At 61.7% G+C, this 24,511-nt stretch carries 21 protein-coding genes and 1 other RNA gene; 21 read left to right on the top strand and 1 reads right to left on the bottom strand.

Going from position 1 to position 24,511, the window contains the following annotated elements; genetic code table 11:
* Positions 1 to 34: 34 nt before the first annotated feature.
* The 17 genes from ADU59_RS23305 (at position 35) to murB (ending at position 18,515) form a co-directional block, all read left to right on the top strand.
* A complete protein-coding gene (locus tag ADU59_RS23305) occupies positions 35 to 742 on the top strand; it encodes a J domain-containing protein (protein ID WP_068957067.1) in 708 nt (235 codons plus the stop codon).
* A complete protein-coding gene (locus ADU59_RS23300) occupies positions 739 to 1,503 on the top strand; it encodes an N-acetylmuramoyl-L-alanine amidase (RefSeq protein WP_068957065.1) in 765 nt (254 codons plus the stop codon). Before ADU59_RS23305 ends, ADU59_RS23300 begins: the two co-directional genes overlap by 4 nt.
* A 228-nt stretch (positions 1,504 to 1,731) precedes the next feature.
* The gene (locus ADU59_RS23295) at positions 1,732 to 2,259 is read left to right on the top strand and encodes a lytic transglycosylase domain-containing protein (protein WP_068957063.1); all 528 of its coding nucleotides are present in this window, start codon (positions 1,732 to 1,734) and stop codon (positions 2,257 to 2,259) included.
* 110 nt (positions 2,260 to 2,369) lie between these two features.
* Positions 2,370 to 3,560 carry an NAD(P)/FAD-dependent oxidoreductase gene (locus ADU59_RS23290; protein WP_068957061.1) on the top strand — a complete coding sequence of 397 codons (1,191 nt, stop codon included), beginning with the start codon at positions 2,370 to 2,372 and terminating at the stop codon, positions 3,558 to 3,560.
* A gap of 73 nt (positions 3,561 to 3,633) precedes the next feature.
* Positions 3,634 to 4,032: RNase P RNA component class A (gene rnpB / locus ADU59_RS23285), an RNA gene on the top strand.
* A gap of 422 nt (positions 4,033 to 4,454) precedes the next feature.
* On the top strand, positions 4,455 to 4,895 hold the full coding sequence (gene mraZ / locus ADU59_RS23280) for a division/cell wall cluster transcriptional repressor MraZ (protein ID WP_068957060.1): 441 nt from the start codon (positions 4,455 to 4,457) through the stop codon (positions 4,893 to 4,895).
* Between the two features lie 14 nt (positions 4,896 to 4,909).
* Complete coding sequence (gene rsmH / locus ADU59_RS23275) at positions 4,910 to 5,935, top strand: 16S rRNA (cytosine(1402)-N(4))-methyltransferase RsmH (protein WP_068957058.1); 1,026 nt, start codon at positions 4,910 to 4,912, stop codon at positions 5,933 to 5,935.
* A gap of 3 nt (positions 5,936 to 5,938) precedes the next feature.
* A complete protein-coding gene (gene ftsL / locus ADU59_RS23270; protein WP_068957056.1) occupies positions 5,939 to 6,445 on the top strand; it encodes a cell division protein FtsL in 507 nt (168 codons plus the stop codon).
* A complete protein-coding gene (locus tag ADU59_RS23265) occupies positions 6,445 to 8,187 on the top strand; it encodes a peptidoglycan D,D-transpeptidase FtsI family protein (RefSeq protein ID WP_068957054.1) in 1,743 nt (580 codons plus the stop codon). Before ftsL ends, ADU59_RS23265 begins: the two co-directional genes overlap by 1 nt.
* A gap of 64 nt (positions 8,188 to 8,251) precedes the next feature.
* On the top strand, positions 8,252 to 9,712 hold the full coding sequence (locus tag ADU59_RS23260) for a UDP-N-acetylmuramoyl-L-alanyl-D-glutamate--2,6-diaminopimelate ligase (protein WP_068957052.1): 1,461 nt from the start codon (positions 8,252 to 8,254) through the stop codon (positions 9,710 to 9,712).
* Position 9,713: 1 nt separating this feature from the next.
* Positions 9,714 to 11,147 (top strand): UDP-N-acetylmuramoylalanyl-D-glutamyl-2,6-diaminopimelate--D-alanyl-D-alanine ligase, encoded by a 1,434-nt coding sequence (locus ADU59_RS23255; protein ID WP_068957050.1) that lies wholly within the window; start codon positions 9,714 to 9,716, stop codon positions 11,145 to 11,147.
* A gap of 123 nt (positions 11,148 to 11,270) precedes the next feature.
* On the top strand, positions 11,271 to 12,371 hold the full coding sequence (mraY, locus tag ADU59_RS23250) for a phospho-N-acetylmuramoyl-pentapeptide-transferase (RefSeq protein ID WP_068957048.1): 1,101 nt from the start codon (positions 11,271 to 11,273) through the stop codon (positions 12,369 to 12,371).
* A 5-nt stretch (positions 12,372 to 12,376) separates the two neighbouring features.
* Entirely contained in the window at positions 12,377 to 13,768 is a 1,392-nt protein-coding gene (murD, locus tag ADU59_RS23245; protein ID WP_068957046.1) for a UDP-N-acetylmuramoyl-L-alanine--D-glutamate ligase, read from the top strand.
* Positions 13,769 to 13,829: 61 nt separating this feature from the next.
* A complete protein-coding gene (gene ftsW / locus ADU59_RS23240) occupies positions 13,830 to 14,984 on the top strand; it encodes a putative lipid II flippase FtsW (RefSeq protein WP_068957044.1) in 1,155 nt (384 codons plus the stop codon).
* A gap of 23 nt (positions 14,985 to 15,007) precedes the next feature.
* Positions 15,008 to 16,132, top strand: a complete 1,125-nt coding sequence (gene murG / locus ADU59_RS23235) for an undecaprenyldiphospho-muramoylpentapeptide beta-N-acetylglucosaminyltransferase (protein ID WP_068957042.1) — start codon at positions 15,008 to 15,010, stop codon at positions 16,130 to 16,132.
* Positions 16,129 to 17,544: a UDP-N-acetylmuramate--L-alanine ligase gene (murC, locus tag ADU59_RS23230; RefSeq protein WP_068957040.1), complete on the top strand. Its 1,416-nt coding sequence runs from the start codon at positions 16,129 to 16,131 to the stop codon at positions 17,542 to 17,544. Before murG ends, murC begins: the two co-directional genes overlap by 4 nt.
* On the top strand, positions 17,541 to 18,515 hold the full coding sequence (murB, locus tag ADU59_RS23225) for a UDP-N-acetylmuramate dehydrogenase (protein WP_068957038.1): 975 nt from the start codon (positions 17,541 to 17,543) through the stop codon (positions 18,513 to 18,515). The genes murC and murB overlap by 4 nt, the downstream gene beginning before the upstream one ends.
* A gap of 76 nt (positions 18,516 to 18,591) precedes the next feature.
* Here murB and ADU59_RS23220 read toward each other — a convergent pair whose 3' ends face one another.
* Positions 18,592 to 19,896 (bottom strand): MFS transporter, encoded by a 1,305-nt coding sequence (locus ADU59_RS23220; RefSeq protein ID WP_068957036.1) that lies wholly within the window; start codon positions 19,894 to 19,896, stop codon positions 18,592 to 18,594.
* Between the two features lie 383 nt (positions 19,897 to 20,279).
* Here ADU59_RS23220 and aqpZ point away from each other — a divergent pair, with 383 nt between their 5' ends.
* The 4 genes from aqpZ to ftsA all read left to right on the top strand — a co-directional run bounded on the left by aqpZ (position 20,280) and on the right by ftsA (position 24,471).
* A complete protein-coding gene (gene aqpZ / locus ADU59_RS23215; protein ID WP_068957034.1) occupies positions 20,280 to 20,966 on the top strand; it encodes an aquaporin Z in 687 nt (228 codons plus the stop codon).
* 330 nt (positions 20,967 to 21,296) lie between these two features.
* Positions 21,297 to 22,223, top strand: a complete 927-nt coding sequence (locus ADU59_RS23210) for a D-alanine--D-alanine ligase (RefSeq protein ID WP_068957032.1) — start codon at positions 21,297 to 21,299, stop codon at positions 22,221 to 22,223.
* Positions 22,211 to 23,143 (top strand): cell division protein FtsQ/DivIB, encoded by a 933-nt coding sequence (locus ADU59_RS23205; protein ID WP_068957029.1) that lies wholly within the window; start codon positions 22,211 to 22,213, stop codon positions 23,141 to 23,143. Before ADU59_RS23210 ends, ADU59_RS23205 begins: the two co-directional genes overlap by 13 nt.
* Entirely contained in the window at positions 23,140 to 24,471 is a 1,332-nt protein-coding gene (gene ftsA / locus ADU59_RS23200) for a cell division protein FtsA (protein ID WP_068957027.1), read from the top strand. The genes ADU59_RS23205 and ftsA overlap by 4 nt, the downstream gene beginning before the upstream one ends.
* Positions 24,472 to 24,511: the final 40 nt, after the last annotated feature.

The raw sequence follows: 24,511 nt of genomic DNA, 5'->3' as shown, positions 1-24,511 counted from the left end.
ACGTGGATCAGCAATTATGGGAAAGAACGTGCCTATGTCATTCTGGGATAGCATCCTTAGCATCGTCAACGCCACGGGCAATGCGCTTGCCGGCGTGGTCGAGGCGATCCGGACGCTGTTTGAAGGTGATCCGGAGACGCGCCGCAAGGTGGCTTTTTCCGTCGCCATGATTGCGCTCTCCGCCAAGATGGCAAAGGCGGACGGGATCGTCACCGAAGCTGAGGTCTCTGCCTTCCGCGACATCTTCAAGTTTCCCGACGATCAGGCACAGAATGTCGCCCGGCTCTACAATCTCGCCCGCCAGGATGTGGCCGGTTACGAGGCCTATGCCGAGAAGATGGCATCGCTCTGCGTTTCCTGCGAGCAGAATTGCCCTGTGCTGGAAGATATCGTCGAGGGGCTTTTCCACATTGCCACGGCGGACGGTGCGCTGCATGAGAAGGAACTGGCTTTCCTGACGCGGGTGGCGGAGATCTTCCGCATGAAGGAAGAGCGGTTCGAGGAGATCATGGCCCGGCACGTGCATGTCGCCGGTGTCGATCCCTACAAGGTGCTCGGCGTGTCGCCCAAGGATGATTTTGCGATCATCCGCAAGCGTTACCGCGTGCTGGTATCGGAAAATCACCCGGATATACTGGTCGCCCGCGGCGTACCGGAAGAGTTCCATGCGATCGCCAACGACCGCATGGCCGCGCTGAATGCCGCCTATGAGGCGATCGAGAAAGAACGCCGCGCCGCATGACGGACTTCGCCTGCGACTATCCTGCCGCCCGTGCCGTGCCGTCGCCCAATCATGGGGAGCGGGCAGGGGGGCAGACGCCCGACATGATTATCCTGCATTATACCGGCATGGCGACCGGGGCCGCCGCGCTTGACTGGCTGTGTCGCGAGGAGAGTCAGGTTTCCAGCCACTATTTCGTGCATGAGGATGGCAGGGTCGATCAGCTGGTCGCCGAGGACCGCCGTGCCTGGCATGCCGGAAAGAGCAGCTGGAAGGGCGAGACGGACATCAATTCCCGCTCGATCGGCATCGAAATCGTCAACGCGGGGCACCCCGGCGGACTGCCGGATTTCCCACCTGAGCAGATCGAAGCGGTCGTTGAATTGTGTCAAAATTGTGGCGATCGCTGGTCCATACTCCCGGAAAGGGTCCTGGCGCATAGCGATATCGCTCCCATTCGCAAGGTTGATCCGGGAGAAAAATTCCCGTGGGAACGGCTGCATGCGGCAGGCATAGGGCATTGGGTTGCGCCGGCTCCGATCGGCGGGGGACGGTTTTTCCAGCGGGGCGATCAGGGTCAGCCGGTCGAAGCGGTGCAGACAATGCTGTCGCTTTACGGCTACGGAATTGAAGTTACTGGTATTTTCTGCGAGAAGACGGAAGGCGCGGTTGCTGCTTTCCAGCGTCATTTTCGCCCGTCCCAGGTCGATGGCATAGCCGATATTTCGACGCTGGACACACTGCACAGACTGCTGTCCGCGCTGCCGGATTTCAGCCGCTGAACGATGGCCGCTAAGGCTCTTTCCGGCGGCCGTTTGGGGCCGTCATCGCACTATTTTTGTGCACTGCCACATCATCACCATGATGCCGGGGTCTTTTGCGGCCGTACCGAACCGCAGGTAATTCAGGCCTCCAGCCCTTCCTGTTGATGACGAAAATCGGGATGCGAGACGGCAGGGCGGGGTGCGCCCTCAAGGCCGCGGCGCCCGAAAGTGGAGACTTCACGCTACATGAGAATATCGAATCTTGCTGCGGCAGCGGCATGCTTTTGCATGCTGTTTTCCGGGGTTGAAACGTCGTATGCCGGGGGCATCGATAAAACCATTACCTCCTCCATCAAGCCGGTGAGCAGAACCACGGGTTATGCCGCGTCCAGCGGCTCCTTCCAGACCACCGCCTATAGCGGTCTGATCAAGACTTACGCCAAGCAGTACGGCGTGCCGGTCGATCTGGCCCATGCGGTGATCAAGGTCGAGAGCAATTTCAATCCCATGGCACGCGGCAGCGCCGGTGAGGTGGGTCTCATGCAGATCAAGCCGGCGACAGCCCGGATGATGGGCTATTCCGGCGGCAAGCGCGGCCTGTTCGATCCCGAAACCAATATCAAGTTCGGTATGAAATATCTCGCCATGGCGCATGAACTGTCCGGTGGTTTCACCTGCGGCACGATCCTGCGCTACAATGCGGGACACAACGCTACGAAGATGAATCCGGTCTCGCGCCGCTATTGCGGCAAGGTGCAGTCGATCATCGACTGAGCCATAAAAGACGCCGGATAGGTTTCGAGTTCCGGCATTTTTTCAAGTTCGCGGGTGCCAGCCGGAAAATGCCGTGCTATCTCCGCCCGATCGTTTCTTGAGGGCGCAGCATGGCAGGCACATTCGATTTCATCATTGTTGGCAAAGGCATGATGGGAGCGGCGGCTGCTCGGCATCTGGCCAGGAGCGGCGCGAAGATCGCGCTGATCGGCCCGGATGAACCGGAAGACTGGGCCAGCCACGGCGGCGTTTTCGCCAGTCACTACGACAATGGCCGCATCACCCGCACGATCGACCCGAATTCCGTCTGGGCCCTTTTGGCCCGGCGCTCCATCGAGCGTTACGCTGAGATCGCGGCATCGAGCGGCATCGATTTCTACAGCGAAGCCGGTTGCCTGATTGCTGCGCCTCTGCCCGGCGGCGGGGACGGCTATCTCGAAAACGTCATCGCCGCCCGTGACCGTCTCGGTGTGGAGGCGCCTTTCGTCGGCGAGCGGGAACTGGCGGAGCAATTTCCGTGGTTCCGCTTTCCGCCGGGCTACGGCGGCGTTTTCGAGCCGCGCAACGCGGGCCATATCAATCCGCGCGCACTGGTCGCTGCACAGGTGATCCTCGCGGAAAAAGCCGGGGTCACGGTCATTCGCTCGGAAGTTTCGGCGGTTGCGCGCGTCGGAAGCGTGGTGAATGTCAAGACGGTGGATGGAGCCGTCTTTGCCGGTGGCCGCGTCCTCATTGCCGCCGGCGGATTTTCCATCGCCAGGCAATTGCTGGCCCAGCCTCTGGATCTCGTCGTCAAGGCACGGACGGTGCTGTTCGCCGAGGTGGCGCACGACGATCTTGCGCGTTTTGCCGAGATGCCGTCGCTGATAGGTGCTGCACCGGTGCAGGATGAGAGCTACTATCTGCTGCCGCCGATCCGTTATCCCGATGGCAAATACTATATCAAGATCGGTGGCGATCCGAGCGACGTCAATATCGGCAGCGAGAGCGATGTCCGCGCCTGGTTTCGGGGCGACGCCAACCGGGCGGCGGCCGATCACATGGCGGGACTTCTGGCCCGGGCCATGCCGTCCTTCACCCCCGCCTCGCTCAAATGGAGCCCGTGCGTCACGGCGTTTACCCGTCACGGTTATCCCTATATCGGCTTTGCCTCCTCGGATCGCGTTGCCGTGCTGACTGGCGGCAATGGGGCGGCGGCCAAGAGTTCGGACGAGATCGGACGGCTCGGCGCGGTGCTGCTTCAGGACGGCCAGCTGGATGCGCCGGAATACGACACGGACTTTGCGGTCTGCTTCCGGTAGAAACCGCCTTTCCATCCCACCTTTTTGCTTTTGCCACTGGCAATTGGCTGAAGCCTCGGTTATGCACCGCCTGCCAGTTGGCCGGGCAGCCGCGCTCCGCTAGGACCGAAAGGTTGCGGGGGGAGGAAAGTCCGGGCTCCACGGAAAAACGGTGCCGGATAACGTCCGGCGGGGGCGACCCCAGGGAAAGTGCCACAGAGAGAATACCGCCTGCGTTCGCGCAGGTAAGGGTGAAAGGGTGGGGTAAGAGCCCACCGCGCGCATGGCAACATGGGTGGCAAGGCAAACCCCACCGGGAGCAAGACCGAATAGGGATGACGTGGTTCGCGCAAGCGTTCCGGCCTTTTCCGGGCCAGTCATCCGGGTGGGTTGCAGGAGGCAGCGCGCAAGCGTTGTCCCAGATGAATGGCTGCCACGTTCCGGCTTTCGGGCCGGAGCCATACAGAACCCGGCTTACAGGCCAACTGGCAAATTCCTTCTTTTCCGATCGAGACGAAGCGGGTTTCAAAAATCGGCTATCCGCTTGAATGTCCGTCGTTTTTCATCTCTTTCGAATATTTGATATGGCCATTCCGTGCGGGCGGATTCCGCTTTGAATCCAAAGTCTTGAGGGTCGGTTCGTAACGATTTGTTAAACTTAACAGACTATCAATATTTGCTGACGACGCGTGCTGAAATAGAGCAAATCCCATTGACGCCCATATGGTCCCATGTTATCCCATTCACGCACTGCACAAGGGCTGAATAAGGCCTCTTCCTCGCAAGTTTCGGGACCGCCCTGCGGAGGGTTTTCGATCGGGCATATCGTCCGGCGGCGGGGTGTTGTGCGTTTTTTTGATGGTGTGCGCGGGCTGTTGAGGTTGGCGTACCCGCCGGGGACGGCTGTATCGTGTCATGAACCGCTTCCTATCGCATGCGACAAACCGGATCGATGCCAAGGGGCGGGTTTCCGTTCCTTCGATGTTTCGCTCCGTTTTGACGGCGCTCGATATTCGGGAGCTTTATTGCTTTCAGGATTTCGTTTTTCCGGCTATCAGCGCCGGCGGTCCGGAGTTGCTGGATCGCTTCGAAAGGCAGATTGGCGGCGAGGATCCGTTTTCGCCGCAGGCCAATCAGATGTCGCTCCTGATTCATGGGGGCGGGGTCTTCATGAAGCTCGACCAGGAAGGCCGGTTGATGGTCACGGATTTCATCCGCGATTTCACGGGCATCACCACGGAGGTCACTTTCGTGGGGCGGGCGGATCATTTTCAGTTGTGGGCGCCGCAGGTGTTTATCGAGCATCAGGCGGCGGCACGGGAAGAGCGCAGATTACGAGGTCTGCGTTCGGACTAGAGTGGAGAGACGGAATGATGGCGGATCAAGGCGAAGGTTTATCCGATGCCGATGGCGGACCGGTCCGTCACATTCCGGTTCTTCTCCCCGAGGTTCTTGCAAGTCTCGACCTTCAACCCGGCAAGATCATCCTTGATGGCACCTTTGGTGCCGGTGGCTATACGGCGGCGATCCTGGCAGAGGGCGCCGACGTGATCGCGCTCGACCGTGATCCCGCGGCGATCCTTGGCGGTCAGCCGATGGTGGCGGCGAGCGATGGTCATCTCACTCTTGTTCATTCGCGGTTTTCCGATCTTGCACAGCATGTCCCGGACGAAGGTCTGGATGGCGTCGTTCTTGATATCGGCGTGTCCTCGATGCAGATCGACGAAGCTGATCGCGGTTTTTCCTTTCAGCGCCGTGGCCCGCTCGACATGCGCATGTCGTCGGACGGCGTTTCCGCTGCCGATGTCGTCAACCGCGCCAAGGTGACGGACCTGACCCGTATCTTCGGATTTCTCGGTGAAGAGCCGCAGTCCGGCCGGATAGCCCGCGCGATCGAAAAGCGCCGCCTCGAGGAGCCTTTCGTCACGACCCGCGATCTTGCCGGTCTGATCGAGATCGTCACGCCGCGCAAGGCCAAGGACAAGATCCATCCCGCCACCCGCGTCTTCCAGGCGCTGCGCATCTTCGTCAACGACGAGCTCGGCGAGCTCGCCCGGGCGCTGTTTGCTGCCGAGCGTGTGCTGAAGCCCGGCGGGCGCCTCACCGTCGTCACCTTTCATTCGCTGGAAGACCGGATCGTCAAGAAATTCTTCCAGGATCGCGCCGGCAAGGCGTCCGGTTCCAGGCACCTGCCGATTGCCCATGAGCGCGCGGCAACTTTCGCACCAGTTGGGAAGTCTATGGTGGCAGCCAGCGAAGAAGAAGCGTCCCGCAATCCGCGTGCCCGCTCCGCAAAGATGCGGGTTGGTGTTCGCACCGATGCCCCGCCTGAGGCAGATGATCTGTCCATTTTCGATTTGCCGAACCTTGCAAGCCTTGGAAAGATTGGGGGCTGAGACATGTTGCGTAGTTTTGACATCGTCCTGATCGTCGTCATGACGGCCGCCGCCACGGTCACCTATACGATCAAGCATCAGGCGGAAAACAAGCTGGAAGAAGTTCGCAAGCTGGAGGCGGAAATCAAGCTCGAGGAAGACACGATCGACCTTCTGCGCGCCGACTGGGCGCTGCTGACCCAGCCGAACCGGCTGGAAAAGCTGGTGACCGTCTATCAGCAGGATCTTCAGCTCGCACGGACCGCGCCCACCCAGCTTGCCCGGCCGGAAGAGTTGCCCATGCTGCGCGCCGACCTGCCGCCGCCGGCGGATGTTCTGGAGGCCATGGGTATGGCGCAGGGCAAGTCTGCGAAGAAGACGCCTACCGTCACCGCAGGCAAGAAACCGGTGAAAACAGATACGGGCGCCAAGACCGCGAGCGCGAAAAAAAGCACCAAAATCGTCGACGCCGACGCGGACGATGCCGGTGATGATGCAGACAATATCGCAACGGGTTCGGTGGCGCGCTGATGTCCTTTCTCTCCCGTATCATGGTCGTCAAGAGCAAGGCCCATTTCTCTGCCGGCGGCAACAACCATCCGGGCGATCTCGGCATGCCGTTCGAAGGCACGCGCAAGAGAAGCAGCAACCAGGCGAAAAGCCGCGTTGCCATCGTCATCGCCAGCTTTACGGCCGTCTATTGTATCATCGGCGGCCGGCTGGTTCAGTATGGCATGGCCCAGCCCGAGACGGTTTCGAGCATCGGCCGCGCCGACAATCTGATGGCCTCGCGCCCGGACATTCTCGACCGCAACGGCGAAATTCTCGCAACCGACATCCGCACGGTCTCGCTCTATGCCGAGCCGCACAAGATCGTCGATGCCGACGAGGCGGTCGAGCAGCTCTCGACGGTGCTGCCCAATATCAATGTCACCGAAATCTACAACAAGCTGAAGTCGCAATCGCGGTTTCAATGGCTGCGCCGTCAGCTGACCCCGAAACAGCAGAGCGAAATTCTGGCGCTCGGCATTCCCGGCATCGGGTTCCGTCCGGAAAAGCGCCGCTTCTATCCCGGTGGCGCCACCGCTGCCCATGTCGTCGGTTACGTCAATGTCGACAACCGCGGCATTGCCGGCATGGAACGTTACATCGACAATCAGGGCCTTGCAGATCTTGCGGCTATCGGCATGACCAGCGATGCCAAGCTGGAGCCGGTGAAGCTGTCGATCGACCTGCGCGTCCAGAACATCCTGCGCGATACGATCGCCCATGGCATGACCGAGTTCCAGGCGATCGCCGCCGGTGCCGTGGTGATGAACGTTCATACCGGTGAAATCGTCGCCATGGCGTCGGTTCCGGATTTCGATCCGAACAACCCCTCGGCCGGTGCCGAGGACGGCTGGCTCAACCGCATGTCGAACGGCACGTTCGAGATGGGCTCGACCTTCAAGTCGTTCACGACGGCGATGGCGCTCGATTCCGGCAAGGTGACGCTGAGGGACAGCTTTGACGCGCGCTTTCCGATCCGGATCGGCGGCTTTACCATCAAGGACTTCCACGGCAAGAACCGGGTTCTGACCGTTCCGGAAATCTTCCAGTATTCGTCGAATATCGGCACGGCCAAGATGGCCGACCTCGTTGGCATCGACGCGCACAAGGAATTCCTCACCCGCATGGGCCTGCTCACCAAGATGCAGACCGAACTGCCTGAGGTGAAGATGCCCAGCCAGCCGCGCGAATGGAAGAAAATCAACTCGATCACCATTTCCTTCGGTCACGGGGTCTCGACGACGCCGCTGCAGACGGCTGTTGCCGGCGCTGCGCTGATGAACGGCGGCAAGCTGATCGAACCGACCTTCCTGCCGCGCACCGAGGCGGAAGCGGACGCGGCCTCGACGAAGGTGATCAAGAAGACCACCAGCGACGACATGCGTTCGCTGTTCAAGTGGAACGGCACGCACGGCTCCGGCAGAAACGCGCTGGTGCCGGGCTTCGATGTCGGCGGCAAGACCGGAACGGCCGACAAGGTCGTCAACGGACGCTATTCGAGCGATCTCAATTTCAACGCGTTTCTGGCCGCATTCCCGATCGATAATCCGCAATATATCGTGCTGACGTTTATCGATGCGCCGAAATCCGGCGAAAGAGGCATCCGGACCGCAGCGGGCAATGCTGCGCCGATGGTGCGCGATATCATCAGCCGTTCCGCACCGCTGCTCGGCGTCGAGCCGAAGTTCGGCGATGTCGGTTCTGCCTTGCTCGTGTCTTATTGACCATGGAATGACAATCAGGAGGATTCGCCGCACGGCGCATCGGTTCGTTTTGAAAAGTGCATCCATGAAGATCAAAGACCTGATCGGGAAGGATTTCCCGGAAATTGTCTCGCAACTGAGCCCGGCCGCCGGCGAGACGGAGATTGTTGCGATCACCGCCGATAGCCGGCAGGTCGTTCCAGGCGCGTTGTTCGTGGCGCTTTCGGGAAGCAAGGCGGATGGCAGGGGGTTCATCGACGACGCGGTTGCTCGTGGAGCGGCTGCCGTTGTTACGGGCTCCGAGCCTGCCGGCGGCGTGTCTGTGCCGGTTCTTGTTGCCAGCGTGCCGCGCCGCGTCCTTGCCATCGCGGCTGCGAATTTCTATGGACGCCAGCCGCAGACGATGGTGGCCGTGACCGGTACGGCCGGCAAGACCTCGGTCGCCTCCTTTGCCCGGCAGATCTGGGCCCATGCGGGTTTTGCTGCCGCGATGATCGGCACCACCGGCGTCATCGCTCCCGGGCGCAACGATTACGGCTCTCTGACGACGCCGGATCCGGTCTCGCTGCACAAGCTTCTTGCCGAACTGGCCGATGCCGGTGTCACGCATGCGGCCATGGAAGCCTCCAGCCATGGTCTGGATCAGAACCGGCTCGACGGCGTCCGCCTGGCTGCCGCCGGTTTCACCAATCTCGGCCGCGACCACATGGATTACCATCCGACCGTCGAGGACTATATGGCCGCCAAGATGCGGCTGTTCGACGGCGTGCTGCCGAAGGGTTCGCCGGCGGTGATCTTTTCCGATGACGCGTGGTCGGCGCAGGCGATTGCTGCCGCCAAGGCAGGCGGTCAGGAGGTTCTGACCGTCGGGCGCAAGGGCGATTACCTGAGTCTGAAGCGCGTCGAGCATTTCCGCCACAAGCAGATCGCCGAAATTCATGTCGGCGACGAGATCTTCGAAGTGCATGTACCGCTGGCCGGCGATTTCCAGATTTCCAATACGCTGGTGGCGGCCGGTCTTGCCATGGCGACCGGCGTCAGCGCCAAGGCGACGATGGCAGCGCTCGAAAAGCTCCAGGGCGCCTCTGGCCGTCTGGAATTGGTCGGGCACACCAAGGACGGCGCGCTCGCCTATGTCGATTACGCCCACAAGCCGGACGCGCTGGAAAACGTGCTTGCCTCGGTTCGTCCCTTCACCACGGGCCGCATCATCGTGGTCTTCGGTTGCGGCGGCGATCGTGACAAGGGCAAACGCCCGATCATGGGCGAGATCGCCACACGGCTGGCCGATATCGTTATTGTAACCGACGACAATCCGCGCTCGGAAGTGCCCGAAGTCATTCGCAGCGAGATCATGGCCGCCGCTGAGGGCGCGACCGAAATCGGCGATCGTTCCGAGGCGATCAACGCCGCAGTCGCGATGCTGAGATCGGGCGACACGCTGATCGTCGCCGGCAAGGGACATGAGGAGGGCCAGACTGTCGGCTCCGTCACCCTGCCGTTTTCCGATCATGCCGAATTGCGCAAGGCATTGGGAGGTCAATGATTTGAGCTTTCTCTGGACGACCAGCGACCTGATGGCGGCCATGCACGGCCGGCCGATGGGCAATTTGCCGGAAGGCATTACCGGGATTTCCATCGACAGCCGCTCTCTTGGCAAGGGCGAGGCCTTTTTCGCCATCAAGGGCGACCGTGTGGATGGCCATGACTATGCCGGCATCGCGATCGCCAATGGCGCGGCGCTGCTGGTGGTCAGCGAGGCAAAGCTGCCGGCGCTCGGTCGGCTGATCGCGCCGATGATCGTCGTCGATGATGTGCTCGACGCCATGGTTCGGCTCGGCTGTGCTGCGCGCGACCGCAGCGCGGCCAGGATCATTGCCGTCACCGGCTCGGTCGGCAAGACGACCACCAAGGAGATGCTGCGTCATGTGCTTGAGCCGTCGGGCCGGGTGCATGCCTCGGTCGCCTCATTCAACAATCACTGGGGCGTGCCGCTGACCTTGTCGCGCATGCCGGAAAATACCGATTTCGGCATCTTCGAGATCGGCATGAACCATGCCGACGAGATCCGGCCGCTGGTTCGGATGGTGCGTCCGCATGTGGCTGTTATCACCACCATCGCCGCTGCCCATCTCGGCAATTTCAAGGACCTCGAGGAAATCGCCGCCGCCAAGGCGGAGATCATGGAAGGCCTCGTCGACGACGGCCACGTGATCCTCAATCGCGACAACGCGCAGTTCGAGACGCTGGAAAAGGCGGCCACAGCACTGGGCGTTGCCCATGTGCATAGCTTCGGCAGCAGCGCCAAAGCCGATTTCCGCATGGTCGAATTCACCGGTGGTTCCGAAGGGGCCGTCCTCTGGGGTGCACTTGACGGCAAGACGCTGGAAATCCAGATCGGCGCGCCGGGGCGTCATATCGCCGAAAATGCGCTGGCCGTGCTCGGTGCCGCCAGCCTGGTCGGTGCCGACATGGATGCGGCCCTCGCAGCACTTGCGACATTGCAGGCGGAGAAGGGGCGCGGCGCGCGGCATCGCCTGGCAATCGGGTCCGGTTCCTTCGTGCTGATCGATGAGAGCTACAATGCCAACCCGGCCTCGATGCGGGCTGCGATCTCGCTGCTGCAGGATGCGCAGCTGCCGGAGGGCGGGCGCCGGATCGCCATTCTCGGCGACATGCTGGAGATGGGCGAATTTGCCGGCAAGGTTCACGCGGAACTTGCCGCGCCGCTGGTCGAGGCCGGCATCACCGATGTCTGGCTGGCCGGGCCGGAGATGGCGCATCTGCGCGATGCTCTAGGTGACGGTGCCCATATCGAATATCGCGAGACGGTCGATGACCTGAAGGAATTTGCGCTCCGATCCGTCGCCGCCGGGGATGTGGTGATGATCAAATCGTCGAAGGGAACCGGCTGCGGCAGGATCGTTTCGGCGTTGCTTGATACATATCCGCCCTATTCGGGCACGGAGCGCGTTGAATAAAGGCGGGACAGGGCTTTCATGGCCGCTGTTCAATGCTGACACTTTTGATACCACGCAGTTATTCTTCCATTCGGTGATTCTGATGGACGGAATCTGCAACGAACCTTTGGGGAAAGGTCCCTCATGCTCATCTGGCTTGTCGAACTGGCGGACCATTTTCAATTCTTCAATCTCTTCCGGTACATCACGTTCCGTACCGGCGCTGCCTTGTTCACCTCGGCACTGATCGTCTTTTTGTTCGGACCGCGGATGATTTCGTCCCTGCGGGTACGGCAGGGCCGCGGTCAGCCGATCCGGGCGGATGGGCCGCAGACCCATTTCAAGAAGGCGGGTACGCCGACCATGGGCGGCCTGATGATCCTGGCCGGCATCGTCGGCAGTTCGCTGCTCTGGGCCGACCTTTCGAGCGTCTATGTCGTCTCCACGCTGCTGGTGACGCTCGGTTTCGGCGCGATCGGGTTCTACGACGATTATCTCAAGGTGACGAAACAGTCGGACAAGGGCTTTTCCGGCAAGGCGCGTCTCGGCATCGAGTTCCTCGTTGCGGGCATCGCCGTCTTCTTCATGATGCGCACGGCGCTGTCGGCGGGTGTCGCCGGCTCGACCTTCGGGTCGTCGCTGACCTTTCCGTTCCTGAAGGATTTCACCCTCAATCTTGGCTATTTCTTCATCCTGTTCGGCGGCTTCGTCATTGTCGGCGCCGGCAATGCGGTCAACCTGACCGACGGTCTCGACGGCCTTGCCATCGTACCGGTGATGATCGCGGCCGCGTCCTTCGGGGTCATCGCCTATCTGGCCGGTAATGCCGTGTTTGCCAACTACCTGCAGATCCATTTCGTGCCTGGTACCGGCGAGCTTGCCGTCATTCTCGGCGCGGTGATCGGGGCAGGGCTCGGCTTTCTCTGGTTCAACGCACCACCGGCGGCGATTTTCATGGGCGACACCGGGTCGCTGGCGCTCGGCGGCCTGATCGGCACTGTGGCGGTTGCCACCAAGCACGAGATCGTCATGGTCATCATCGGCGGCCTGTTCGTGATGGAAACGCTGTCGGTGATCATCCAGGTCTTCTGGTTCAAGCGCACCGGCAAGCGCGTCTTCCTGATGGCGCCGATTCATCACCATTTCGAAAAGCTGGGCTGGACCGAAAGCCAGGTGGTCATTCGTTTCTGGATCATCGCCGTCATCCTCGCCATGGTCGGTCTTTCGACCCTGAAGCTGCGGTAAGAACGATGATCCCGGTCACAACCTTCAAGGACAGGCAAGTCGCTCTCTTCGGTCTCGGTGGATCGGGGCTGGCGACGGCGCAGGCGCTTGTCGCCGGCGGTGCCAGGGTGACCGCCTGGGATGACAATCCCGACAGCGTTGCCAAGGCTGCAGCCGCGGGTATTGGTACCGGCGATCTGCATCAGGCCGACTGGACGGCTTTTTCCGCCTTCGTGCTGTCGCCCGGTGTGCCGCTGACGCATCCAAAGCCGCATTGGACCGTCGATCTCGCGCATGCGGCGGGCGTCGAGATCATCGGCGATGTCGAACTGTTCGTGCGCGAGCGCCGGGCGCATGCGCCGGATTGCCCGTTCATCGCCATCACCGGCACCAACGGCAAATCGACGACCACGGCGCTGATCGCCCATATCCTGAGATCGAGCGGCCGGGACACGCAGCTCGGTGGCAATATCGGTACGGCGGTGATGACGCTCGATCCGCCGGCATCCGGCCGGTTCTACGTCGTCGAATGCTCATCCTACCAGATCGATCTGGCGCCGACGATCAATCCGTCCGCCGGTATCCTGCTCAACCTGACGCCGGATCATCTCGACCGGCATGGCAGCATGGAGCACTATGCTGCCATCAAGGAACGGCTGATCGCCGGAAGCGACACAGCCATTGTCGGCGTCGACGACGTCTATACCAAAGCGATCGCCGACCGGGCAGCACAGGCCGGACAACGGGTCATCCGCATTGCCCGCCATCGTGCGCTGGGCCAGGGTTTCTTTGTCGACGGCACACGCGTCATGCGCGCCGAGGACGGTCTTGCGGCGGCGGTTGCCGATCTCGACGGCATCGCGACGCTGCGCGGCAATCACAATGCCCAGAATGCTGCCGCTGCCATCGGCGCATGCCTTTCGGTCGGTGTTTCCGAAAGCGACATTTTAGCCGGTCTTTCCTCCTTTCCGGGGTTGAAGCACCGCATGCAGCCGGTCGGCCGTAAGGATAGGGTGATCTTCGTCAACGACAGCAAGGCGACCAATGCCGATGCGGCCGCGCCGGCCTTGTCGAGCTATGAGCGGATCTATTGGATTGCCGGTGGCTTGCCCAAGGAGGGCGGCATCACGACCCTGGCGCCGTTTTTTCCAAAGATCGCCAAGGCCTATCTGATCGGCGAAGCCGCACCTGCCTTTGCCGCGACGCTGGGTGAGGCGGTTCCGTACGAGATTTCCGGAACGCTGGAGCGGGCAGTGGCCCATGCGGCGGCCGATGCGGCGAGGGATGACGCCGCGCAATCGGCCGTCATGCTGTCCCCGGCTTGCGCAAGCTTCGACCAGTATAAGAATTTTGAAGTCAGGGGCGACGCCTTCGTCAGCCATGTCGCGGCGATTGACGGCGTAACGATGCTGATATGAGGGCCGGTGGCCCAGACGATCACAGATCGGCGCCGGACGCGCCGTTGAAGGGGACGAAGAAATGGTAAGCCGTGCCGAACGTGGCCCCGTGGCCGACTGGTTCTGGACGATCGACAGGTTCTTCCTGGCGACCTTCATTCTGTTGATGGGGATCGGCTTCATGCTGTCCTTTGCGGCAAGCCCCGCGGTTGCCGAGCGCCTCAACCTCGACAGTTTCCACTTCGTCAAGCGGCACGCGGCCTTCCTGCTGCCGTCGCTGGGCGTCATGATCGCCATTTCCTTCCTGACGCCGCGGCAGGTACGCCGTACCGCGATGATCCTGCTGATCGTCTCGCTTGCCATGATGGTGCTGGCGCTGTTCTTCGGCGCCGAGGTCAAGGGATCGCGGCGCTGGATTTCGCTGGCCGGATTGTCGATCCAGCCGTCTGAGTTCATGAAGCCTGCCTTCGTCGTCGTCTGCGCCTGGCTGTTTTCCGAGCATGCGCGCCAGCCGGAAATTCCCGGAAACCTGTTTGCCATCCTGCTGTTCGGTATCGTCGTGGCTTTGCTCGTTGCCCAGCCTGACCTTGGCCAGACCATCCTGACGACGGCCGTCTGGGGCGGCATGTTCTTCATGGCCGGCATGCCGTGGCTGTGGATCATCGTACTCGGCGGTTCCGCTGTCGGCGGTCTCGTGGTCGCCTATACGCTGTTGCCGCACGTGGCCGGCCGTATCGACCGGTTCATGACGGGAGAGGGCGATACGTTCCAGGTGGATACGGCGCTTCAGGCGATCATCCGGGGCGACTGGTTTGGGCAGGGGCCGGGCGAAGGCATCATCAAGCGGATCATCCCGGACAGCCATACCGACTTCATCTTTTCGGTGGCGGCCGAGGAATTCGGCATCGTCTTCTGCATGGTAATCGTGCTGATCTTCGCCTTCCTTGTCATGCGGGGCCTGAGCCACGCCTTTCGTGAGCGTAACGATTTCACCCGCTTTGCCGTCGCAGGTCTTGTCCTGCAGATCGGCATCCAGTCGATGATCAATATCGGCGTCAATCTGCAGTTGCTGCCGGCCAAGGGCATGACGTTGCCGTTGATCTCCTATGGCGGTTCCTCCATGGTGGCGATCTGCGTCACGGCGGGCTTTATCCTGGCACTCACGCGCCATCGGCCGGAAAAGCGCGCCGTCGAGCGCAGCCTGTTCCGCTCGGGCATGGGCGTTCCGGCGGAATAGGGCCGGCGAAGTAAGGACTGATCATGAGCAAAGGCATCATCATGCTAGCCGCCGGCGGGACCGGCGGCCATCTGTTTCCGGCGGAAGCCCTGGCGCACGAACTGAAGGCGCTCGGCTATTCCATCCATCTGGTGACGGACAGCCGGGCCGAACGCTTCGCCGGCAAGTTTCCGGCCGATGAAATCCATGTCGTCCCGTCCGCGACGATCGGCTCGAAGAATCCGCTGAAGGTGGCATCATCGCTGTGGACGCTCTGGTCGGGCATCCGCATCGCCCGCCGACTGATGGCGAAGGTCCGGCCGAAGGTCGTCGTCGGCTTCGGCGGTTATCCGACCATTCCGCCGCTGCTGGCCGCAACCGGCATGGGCATCCCGTCGATGATCCATGAGCAGAACGCCGTCATGGGCCGGGCCAACAAGGCACTCGCCCGTCGCGTCAGGGCGATTGCCGGCGGCTTTCTGCCCGAGACGGACGGTCTCTATGCCGCAAAGACGGTGACGACGGGCAACCCCGTCCGGCCGGCCGTGCTGGAGGCCGCCAAGGTTCCGTATGTGCCGTCGGGCGAGGGCGAGGAATTCCGGCTGGTCGTGTTCGGTGGCAGTCAGGGTGCTCAGTATTTTTCGAAAAGCGTGCCGACGGCGGTCAGCCTGCTCGACGACAGCTTGCGAAAACGTCTGCGGATCACGCAGCAGGCGCGCGCCGAAGATATGCCGATGGTCGAGGGCTGCATTGCCAAGCTCGAGATGGCTGCGGACATCGCGCCGTTCTTCACCGACATGGCGGACCGCCTCGCCAAGGCGCATCTGGTCATCTGCCGGTCCGGCGCCTCCACGGTTTCCGAGATCGCGGTGATTGGCCGCCCGGCGATCCTGGTGCCTTACCCCTATGCGCTCGATCATGATCAGGCAGCGAACGCGGCGGCGCTGGCGGCGACCGGCGGTGCCAAGGTGATCGCTCAGGCCGAGCTTTCCACCGAAAAGCTGAGCAAGATCCTGACCGGAGCCATGACCAATCCCGGCAAGCTGGCCGATATGGCGGCAAGTGCCAAACAGGCGGGCAAACCCGATGCGGCCCGCTTGCTTGCCGCCATGGTTGAAGCTATTGCCAGCGGTTCGACCATTGCACAGTTCAAGGAAGCACGCTCATGAAGATGCCGCAGACAATCGGCCTGGTTCATTTCATCGGTATCGGTGGTATCGGCATGAGCGGTATTGCCGAAGTGCTGCACAATCTCGGCCACAAGGTTCAGGGCTCTGACCAATCCGACAGCGCCAATGTCCAGCGCCTGCGTGACAAGGGTATCGAGGTTTTCGTCGGTCACAAGGCAGAGAACATCGGCGAGGCCGAAGTCGTGGTTGTCTCGACCGCCATCAAGAAGAGCAACCCGGAACTCATCGCTGCGCGTGAAAAGCTGCTGCCGGTGGTGCGCCGCGCCGAGATGCTGGCCGAACTGATGCGCTTCCGCAATGCCATTGCCATTGGCGGCACGCATGGCAAGACCACCACGACCTCGATGGTGGCGACGCTGCTTGAGGCCGGCGGGCTCGATCCGACCGTCATCAATGGCGGCATCATCAATGCCTACGGCACCAATGCCCGCATGGGCGAGGGCGAGTGGATGGTGGTGGAGGCCGACGAATCCGACGGCACCTTCCTGAAACTGCCTGCCGACGTCGCCGTCGTCACCAATATCGATCCCGAACATCTCGACCACTACGGCAATTTCGATGCCGTGCGCGCGGCCTTTCGCCAGTTCGTCGAAAACGTTCCGTTCTATGGCTTTGGCGTCATGTGCCTCGATCATCCCGAAGTGCAGACCATGGTCTCGAAGATCGAGGACCGCAAGGTCGTCACCTATGGCGAAAACCCGCAGGCCGACGTGCGCTATTCCAATATCCGCATGGACGGCGCCACATCGGTGTTCGACGTCGAGATCCGCCGCCGCCGCACCGGACAGGTGATCCAGATGCAGGATCTGCGGCTGCCAATGCCGGGCCGCCACAATGTCTCGAACGCCACCGCGGCGATTGCCGTCGCGCAGCGGCTTGGTATTTCGCCGGAGGATATCGCCAAGGGGCTGGCATCCTTTGCCGGCGTCAAGCGCCGCTTCACCTTCACCGGCGAATGGAACAATGTCCGCGTCTACGACGACTACGGCCATCACCCGGTCGAGATCAAGGCTGTGCTGCGCGCCGCGCGCGAGGCCTGCCAGGGCCGCGTCATCGCCGTGCACCAGCCGCACCGCTTTTCACGTCTTCACAGCCTCTTCGAGGACTTCTCCGCCTGCTTCAACGATGCCGACACGATTCTTCTGGCGCCGGTCTATTCGGCCGGTGAGGAACCGATCGAGGGCGTCAACTCGCAGGAACTCGTCTCCCGTATCAAGGCAGGCGGCCACCGCGACGCGCGCTTCATCGAAGGCCCGGAAGCCATTGCGCCGATCGTCTCCGCCATTGCGCAACCGGGGGACTTTGTGGTTCTCTTGGGTGCCGGCAGCATTACGTATTGGGCTGCGGCACTTCCGAAGGAACTCGCAGGCATTTCAGGAAATTCCGCATGAAACAGGTACACGGTGAAAAATTGCTGGCCTCCCTCGGGGACAAGGTCAAAGAATTGCGCGGACGTCTGACGCCGGATGCGCCGATGGATCGCGTGACCTGGTTCCGCGCCGGCGGTCTGGCCGAACTGATGTTCCAGCCGCACGACGCCGACGATCTCGTCGCCTTCCTGCAGATGCTGCCGGAGGAAGTGCCGGTCATGGTCGCGGGCGTCGGCTCCAACCTGCTGGTGCGCGACGGCGGCATCCGGGGTGTCGTCATCCGTCTGTCGGCCAAGGGCTTCGGCGATGTCGAGCTCGTCTCGGAGACGAAGGTCAAGGCCGGGGCGATCTGCCCGGACAAGAACCTGGCCGCGATGACGCTGGATCACGGCATTGGCGGTTTCGCGTTCTATTACGGCATTCCAGGTACGATCGGCGGCGCGCTGCGCATGAATGCCGGTGCCAATGGCGGCGAGACCCGCGAACGGGTTGTCGAGGTTCATGCGGTCGACCGCAAGGGCAACACGCATGTGCTCTCCAACGCCGACATGGGCTACAGCTACCGTCATTCGTCCGCCTCCAGGGATCTGATCTTCACGCATGCCGTGTTCGAAGGTTACCCGGAAGACAAAGCGAAGATCCGGGCTGACATGGATGCGGTGCGCCAGCACCGCGAAACGGTGCAGCCGATCCGCGAAAAGACCGGCGGGTCGACGTTCAAGAATCCGGAAGGCCACTCCGCCTGGAAGCTCATCGATGAGGCGGGCTGCCGCGGCATGATGATCGGCAGCGCGCAGATGTCGCCGATGCACTGCAACTTCATGATCAATACGGGGCAGGCGAGCGGCTACGAGCTCGAATATCTGGGCGAGACCGTGCGCCAGCGCGTCTTCGAAACCTCGGGCATCCCGCTCGAATGGGAGATCAAGCGGCTCGGCAATTTCATGCCGGGCTACGAGGTCAAGGAATATCTGGGTGAACTGACGGCGTAAGCTGCGGAACCGGAATTAAAAAAGCCGCCGTGGAGCGATCTACGGCGGCTTTTTTCGTGTGTTGTGAGCCGAAGCCTCAGACTTCGTCCTTGCCCGAAAGCAGGATGCAGGCCAGCGTGATCAGGGCGGCCACGCCGAGATAGTAGCCGACATAGGTCATGCCGTAGTTCGTCTGTAGCCATGTGGCGATATAGGGCGCCAGCGAGGCGCCGAAGATACCGGCGAAGTTGAAGGTGATGGACGAGCCGGTGTAGCGCACGTTGGTCGGGAACGGTGCGGCCAGCGCCGTACCGATCAGGCCGTAGGTCATGCCCATCAGCGCCATCGCAAAGACGACGAAGACGAAGATGCTGCTTTCTCCCGATGTCATCAGGCCGGGCAGGAAGAAGGAGAAGACACCGATCAGAACAGTCGTCGCGATCAGCACCTCGCGGCGGCCGAAGCGCTCCGCCAGCTTACCGGCGATGGGGATGAAGATGCCGAACAGGACCGAGCCGACGATCTGGATTTCCAGCGCGTCGAGGAACGGGATTTTCAGGACCTTGACGTTGTAGGACAGAAGATAGGCCGAGCCGATATAGAACAGCACGAAGGTTGCCAGCGCCACGAAGGTGCCGAGCACGAGGCTGCGCTTGTGATGGCGGAACAGTTCCATCACCGGGACTTCGACACGCTCGTGCTTGTCGATGGCCTTCTGGAAGGCGGGCGTTTCGGTGATCGACAGGCGAACCCACAGGCCGACGGCGATCAGGACGATCGAGGCGACGAAGGGGATGCGCCAGCCCCAGCTGAGCAACTGCTCCTGGGTCATCAGGTGAAGCAGCAGCCAGAAGGCGCCGGAAGACAGAAACAGGCCCACGGGCGCGCCGAGCTGCGGGAACATGCCGTACCAGCTGCGCTTGCCTTCGGGCGCATTTTCCGTGGCGAGCAGCACCGCGCCACCCCATTCACCGCCGAGCCCGAAACCCTGGCCGAAGCGGCACAGCGCCAGCAGAAGCGGCGCGATGACGCCGATCTGATCGTAGGACGGAAGCAGGCCGATGATGACGGTGGAGATGCCCATGGTCAGCAGCGCCGCGACGAGCGTCGTCTTGCGGCCGACCCTGTCGCCGAAATGGCCGAAGACGACCGCGCCGAGCGGGCGGGCGAAAAAGGCGATCGAGAAGGTCGCGAAGGAAGCGAGCAGCGCCGTGGTCGGATCGGTGTTCGGGAAGAACAGCGTCGGGAACACCAGCACGGCGGCGGTGGCATAGACGTAGAAGTCGAAGAATTCGATGGTTGTGCCGACCAGGCTTGCGAGCAGAACGCGGGCAGGCGAATTGAGCGGGCCCTTGTTCAACGGCTCTGCCGTCGGCGACAACGTGGATACTGTGTCACTCATTGTCATTGTGTCCGTATTGGGAATGTGAATGCCGTCTTGGGAGGCAGCTGCCCGGCTCTTAACGCAGACGCACCGGCAGTAAAACCCTTCAAACGCAACAATCGGCAAGATTTCGCGGCGTGTTCGTCACAAAAGTATCGGCGATTGCTTCGATTTCAGCCTGTCAGATCAGCAAAACGCTTAAAAACGCCGCGCGTGAAACATGCCCGTTGCACAAACCTTGACCAGAATCGAATTGTGGCAAATCTTGGGCTGCGCGCCGGACGTGTGGCGCGTGGCAAGCTGGCTGGAATGTGCATGCGTTTTCATTCAGGGGTCTGAGAGAGAACGCGGCAGATGCGCATCTGGCCTTTTGGAGCAGTGCTCCGTTTGAAGGGGAAATCATGTTCAAGAAGCTTTCTGCGGAATTTTTGGGAACATTCTGGCTTGTTTTCGGCGGCTGCGGCAGTGCGGTGCTGGCGGCGGCCTTTCCGAACGTCGGCATCGGCCTGCTCGGTGTCGCGTTTGCCTTCGGCCTGACGGTGGTGACGATGGCCTATGCGGTCGGCGGCATTTCCGGTGGGCATTTCAATCCGGCGGTGTCGGTCGGCCTCACGGTTGCCGGCAAGTTTCCGGCCTCCTCGCTTCCCGGCTATATCATCGCTCAGGTGGCGGGCGCGATTGTCGCGGCGGCGGTGCTCTATGTCGTGGCCAGCGGCAAGGCTGATTTCCAGCTCGGCGGCTTTGCGGCCAACGGCTATGGTGAACATTCGCCGGGCGGCTATTCGCTGACCTCGGCGCTGGTCATCGAAGTCTTGCTGACGGGGTTCTTCATCTTCATCATCCTGGGAGCGACCAGCGGGCGTGTGCCGGCCGGTTTTGCGCCGCTCGCCATCGGCCTTGCCCTGACGCTGATTCACCTGATCTCCATTCCTGTCACCAACACGTCGGTCAATCCGGCGCGTTCGACAGGTCAGGCGATCTTTGTGGGGGGCTGGGCACTGCAGCAGTTGTGGCTGTTCTGGCTTGCCCCGATCATCGGCGCGATCCTCGGCGGTATTGTCTGGAAAGTCGTCGGCGAAGACGACTGAGTCTGTCTCCGGCCTTTGCCCGGCCAACGGTTCGACACTCCAAAGGAAGGCCCCGCACAAACGCTGCGGGGCCTTTCCGTTTTATCGGGCACCACAGCCATTTGCCTTGCCTTCAGATTAACACTCTGATTCCAAGCGATGAATCGATGCGAGGCTTTGATTCGTGCGCAAATATTTTACCAATGCCTTGGGTAGGGTTAACCAAAGTAAACCGTTCGTTAACCATAATGCCGTTCTAGTGGGTCTGTGCCCGACGCAGACGACTCGTGTGTGAGAACAAGCTAGGCGCAAGCAGGAATTTGTAAGACTGGCGTAATGTCGGGGGTTTTTATGAGCGGTAAGCATGTGGCTGTCCTAATGGGCGGGTTCTCTTCGGAGCGGCCTGTCAGCCTGTCGTCCGGGGTGGCATGTGCCGATGCCCTGGAAGGCGAGGGCTACCGCGTCACCCGCATAGACGTCGATCGCAATGTCGCATCCGTGCTTGCCGATCTGCGTCCCGATGTTGCCTTCAATGCTCTGCACGGCCCGTTCGGCGAAGACGGCACGATCCAGGGCATCCTCGAATATCTCGAAATTCCCTACACGCATTCCGGCGTGCTCGCCTCGGCGCTGGCGATGGACAAGGCGCAGGCCAAGCTTGTTGCGAGTGCCGCCGGCATTCCGGTCGCCGAAGCGCGCGTCATGGATCGCCATGATTTCGGCGCCAATCATCCGATGAAGCCGCCCTATGTGGTCAAGCCGGTGCGTGAGGGGTCCAGCTTCGGCGTGGTCATGGTCAAGGAAGACCAGTCGCATCCGCCGCAGATTGTCACCTCCAGCGAGTGGCGTTACGGCGACCGGGTGATGGTCGAGCGCTACGTCTACGGGCGCGAATTCACCTGCGGCGTCATGGGCGATACGGCGCTCGGCGTCACCGAAGTGATACCCCAGGGACACGCCTTTTATGATTATGATTCAAAGTATGTAAAAGGCGGTTCAAAACACGTCATCCCGGCAGATATTTTACCGAATATTTACCAAAAAATACAAACACTCGCAGTCATGGCGCATCAGGCGATTGGCTGCCGCGGCGTAAGCCGCTCCGACTTCCGCTTTGACGATCGTTTCTCTGAAGACGGAGAGCTCATCTGGCTGGAGGTCAATACCCAGCCCGGGATGACTCCAACCTCTCTGGTGCCCGAAATGGCCGTTCATGCCGGCCATACGTTTGGTGAATTCCTCAAGTGGATCGTGGAGGACGCGTCGTGTTTGCGTTGAAGGGCAGGAAGGCAGGAAGGTCGCGTGCTCCGCTGGAGGCGGCTGATCTCGATGGTCAGTTCGTTCTGCCGCGGCCGCTGCGCCGTGCCGTGCGTTTCCTTGTCAGCCTGGGAACGGGCCGCATTCATTTTGCGCCCTATACCGGGACTGTCTCCGCGATCGCCTTTTTCACCGCGACCGGCTTCTACGGCATGTCGCTTGGCGGGCACAGCCAGGATTTCGCCCAAACGACCACGACGGCCGCCGGCTTCGCGATCGAGGACGTCAAGGTTTCCGGCAACGATCAGACCTCCGAAATCGATATTCTGCAGCAGTTGGGTCTTGATGGCGCAACGTCGCTTGTCGCTCTCGATATCGGTGTGGCGCGCAAGCTGATCAGCGAAATGCCCTGGGTCGAGGACGTTGCGGTGCGCAAGGTCTATCCCGGCACGATCGAGGTCAATCTCAAGGAGCGCAAGGCGTTCGGCATCTGGCAGCACGGTACCGATCTCTCGCTGATCGAGGCGAGCGGCAGCGTGATTGCGCCGCTGCGCGACAACAAGTTCTCCGAACTGCCGCTGTTCGTCGGCCGCGACGCGGAAACGTCGGCCGCTGCTTTCTATGAGCATTTCTCGCAGTGGCCTGAGATCAGCAAGCGCGTCAAAGCCTATGTGCGTGTTGCCGGCCGCCGCTGGGACCTGATGCTCGACAACGGCATCACCATCAAGTTGCCCGAGCACGATCTCGAGCGCGCCATGCAGGTGCTGTCCACCATGGAAGAGGGGCAACAATTGCTGGAGCGCGACATCGCCGCGGTCGATCTGCGGCTGGAGGATCGCACCACGATCCAGTTGACCCCCGAAGCCGCCGCCCGCCGCCAGACGGTGCTGGAGGCCCGCACGAAAATGTTGAAGAAACAGGAATTGGAGAGCCGCATATGAGCATTTTCGGCTCCTCCCACTTTGGTCTGCCGCGTCTGAAGCCGCTTTCTTCCAAGCGGTCTCATGTCGTTTCGGTGCTTGATATCGGCTCCACCAAGGTGGTCTGCATGATCGGCCGGCTGACGCCGAAGGCCGAAAGTCAGATCCTGCCGGGCCGCACGCACTCGATCGAGATCATCGGTATCGGCCATCACAAGTCGCGCGGCATGAAGAACGGCGTGATTGCCGATCTCGATGCGGCCGAAAGCGTCGTCCGTCTGGCGGTCGATGCCGCCGAACGCATGGCCGGGCTGACGATCGACAGCCTGATCGTCAATATCTCTGCCGGCCGCCTGCAGAGCGATATCTACACCGCCTCCATCGATCTCGGTGGACAGGAAGTGGACGCTGCCGACTTGAAGAAGGTTCTCGCCGCTGCCGGCCAGCAGTCGCTGCGCCAGGACCGGGTCATCCTGCATTCGCTGCCGACCGGCTTCTCGCTCGATGGCGAGCGTGGCATCCGCGATCCTCTGGCCATGTTCGGTGACGCGCTCGGCGTCGACATGCATGTGCTGACGGCGGAACGCGCGGCTCTGAAGAACCTCGAGCTTTGCATCAATCGCGCCCATCTGTCGGTCGAAGGTATTGTCGCAACGCCTTATGCAAGCGGCCTTGCGGCACTGGTTGACGACGAAGTCGAACTCGGCTGCGCGGCCATCGACATGGGCGGCGGCACCACGACGATCTCGGTCTTTGCCGAAGGCAAGCTGGTCCATGCCGACGCGATCAGCCTTGGCGGCCATCACGTCACCACCGATCTGGCGCGCGGTCTGTCGACCCGCATCGAGGATGCCGAGCGTCTGAAGGTCGTTCATGGTTCGGCACTGCCCAACAGCGCCGACGAGCGCGACATCGTTTCCGTCCCGCCGATCGGCGAGGACGACCGCGACCAGCCGACGCATGTGCCGCGTGCGCTTGTCTCGCGCATCGTGCGGGCCCGCATCGAGGAAACACTCGAACTGATCCGCGACCGGATCCAGCGGTCCGGCTTTTCGCCGATCGTCGGCAAGCGCGTCGTCCTGACGGGCGGCGCTGCCCAGCTGACCGGTCTGCCGGAATCGGCCCGCCGGATTCTCGCCCGCAACGTCCGCATCGGCCGTCCGCTCGGCGTCTCCGGCCTGCCGGCAGCGGCCAAGGGCCCGGCCTTTTCGACGGCCGTCGGCCTGATGATCTATCCGCAGGTCGCGGACATGGAAACACATGCGGTGCAGGGCGGTCTGCTCTCGTCGCTTGCAGGAAACAACAGCCGTATCGCCCGCATGGGTCAATGGCTGAAGGAAAGCTTTTGAGCCCTTCGGCCTGACGCCGGCGGGATGCAATACGGAATTT

This window comes from Pararhizobium polonicum (assembly GCF_001687365.1).
Classification (GTDB): domain Bacteria; phylum Pseudomonadota; class Alphaproteobacteria; order Rhizobiales; family Rhizobiaceae; genus Pararhizobium; species Pararhizobium polonicum.
The sequence above is the reverse complement of the archived record's forward strand: the minus strand, read 5'-3'. Positions and strand labels throughout refer to the sequence as shown.

What these genes read in the sequence shown, in the direction of transcription:
- murC (WP_068957040.1), top strand. Translation starts at nt 16,129, where the DNA reads ATGAAGATGCCGCAGACAATCGGCCTGGTTCATTTCATCGGTATCGGT.
- ADU59_RS23295 (WP_068957063.1), top strand. Translation starts at nt 1,732, where the DNA reads ATGAGAATATCGAATCTTGCTGCGGCAGCGGCATGCTTTTGCATGCTG.
- ADU59_RS23305 (WP_068957067.1), top strand. Translation starts at nt 35, where the DNA reads ATGTCATTCTGGGATAGCATCCTTAGCATCGTCAACGCCACGGGCAAT.
- mraY (WP_068957048.1), top strand. Translation starts at nt 11,271, where the DNA reads ATGCTCATCTGGCTTGTCGAACTGGCGGACCATTTTCAATTCTTCAAT.
- ftsW (WP_068957044.1), top strand. Translation starts at nt 13,830, where the DNA reads ATGGTAAGCCGTGCCGAACGTGGCCCCGTGGCCGACTGGTTCTGGACG.
- ADU59_RS23220 (WP_068957036.1), bottom strand. Translation starts at nt 19,896, where the DNA reads ATGAGTGACACAGTATCCACGTTGTCGCCGACGGCAGAGCCGTTGAAC.
- ftsL (WP_068957056.1), top strand. Translation starts at nt 5,939, where the DNA reads ATGTTGCGTAGTTTTGACATCGTCCTGATCGTCGTCATGACGGCCGCC.
- ADU59_RS23265 (WP_068957054.1), top strand. Translation starts at nt 6,445, where the DNA reads ATGTCCTTTCTCTCCCGTATCATGGTCGTCAAGAGCAAGGCCCATTTC.
- murB (WP_068957038.1), top strand. Translation starts at nt 17,541, where the DNA reads ATGAAACAGGTACACGGTGAAAAATTGCTGGCCTCCCTCGGGGACAAG.
- rsmH (WP_068957058.1), top strand. Translation starts at nt 4,910, where the DNA reads ATGATGGCGGATCAAGGCGAAGGTTTATCCGATGCCGATGGCGGACCG.
- ftsA (WP_068957027.1), top strand. Translation starts at nt 23,140, where the DNA reads ATGAGCATTTTCGGCTCCTCCCACTTTGGTCTGCCGCGTCTGAAGCCG.
- ADU59_RS23300 (WP_068957065.1), top strand. Translation starts at nt 739, where the DNA reads ATGACGGACTTCGCCTGCGACTATCCTGCCGCCCGTGCCGTGCCGTCG.
- ADU59_RS23290 (WP_068957061.1), top strand. Translation starts at nt 2,370, where the DNA reads ATGGCAGGCACATTCGATTTCATCATTGTTGGCAAAGGCATGATGGGA.
- ADU59_RS23260 (WP_068957052.1), top strand. Translation starts at nt 8,252, where the DNA reads ATGAAGATCAAAGACCTGATCGGGAAGGATTTCCCGGAAATTGTCTCG.
- murG (WP_068957042.1), top strand. Translation starts at nt 15,008, where the DNA reads ATGAGCAAAGGCATCATCATGCTAGCCGCCGGCGGGACCGGCGGCCAT.
- mraZ (WP_068957060.1), top strand. Translation starts at nt 4,455, where the DNA reads ATGAACCGCTTCCTATCGCATGCGACAAACCGGATCGATGCCAAGGGG.
- murD (WP_068957046.1), top strand. Translation starts at nt 12,377, where the DNA reads ATGATCCCGGTCACAACCTTCAAGGACAGGCAAGTCGCTCTCTTCGGT.
- aqpZ (WP_068957034.1), top strand. Translation starts at nt 20,280, where the DNA reads ATGTTCAAGAAGCTTTCTGCGGAATTTTTGGGAACATTCTGGCTTGTT.
- ADU59_RS23210 (WP_068957032.1), top strand. Translation starts at nt 21,297, where the DNA reads ATGAGCGGTAAGCATGTGGCTGTCCTAATGGGCGGGTTCTCTTCGGAG.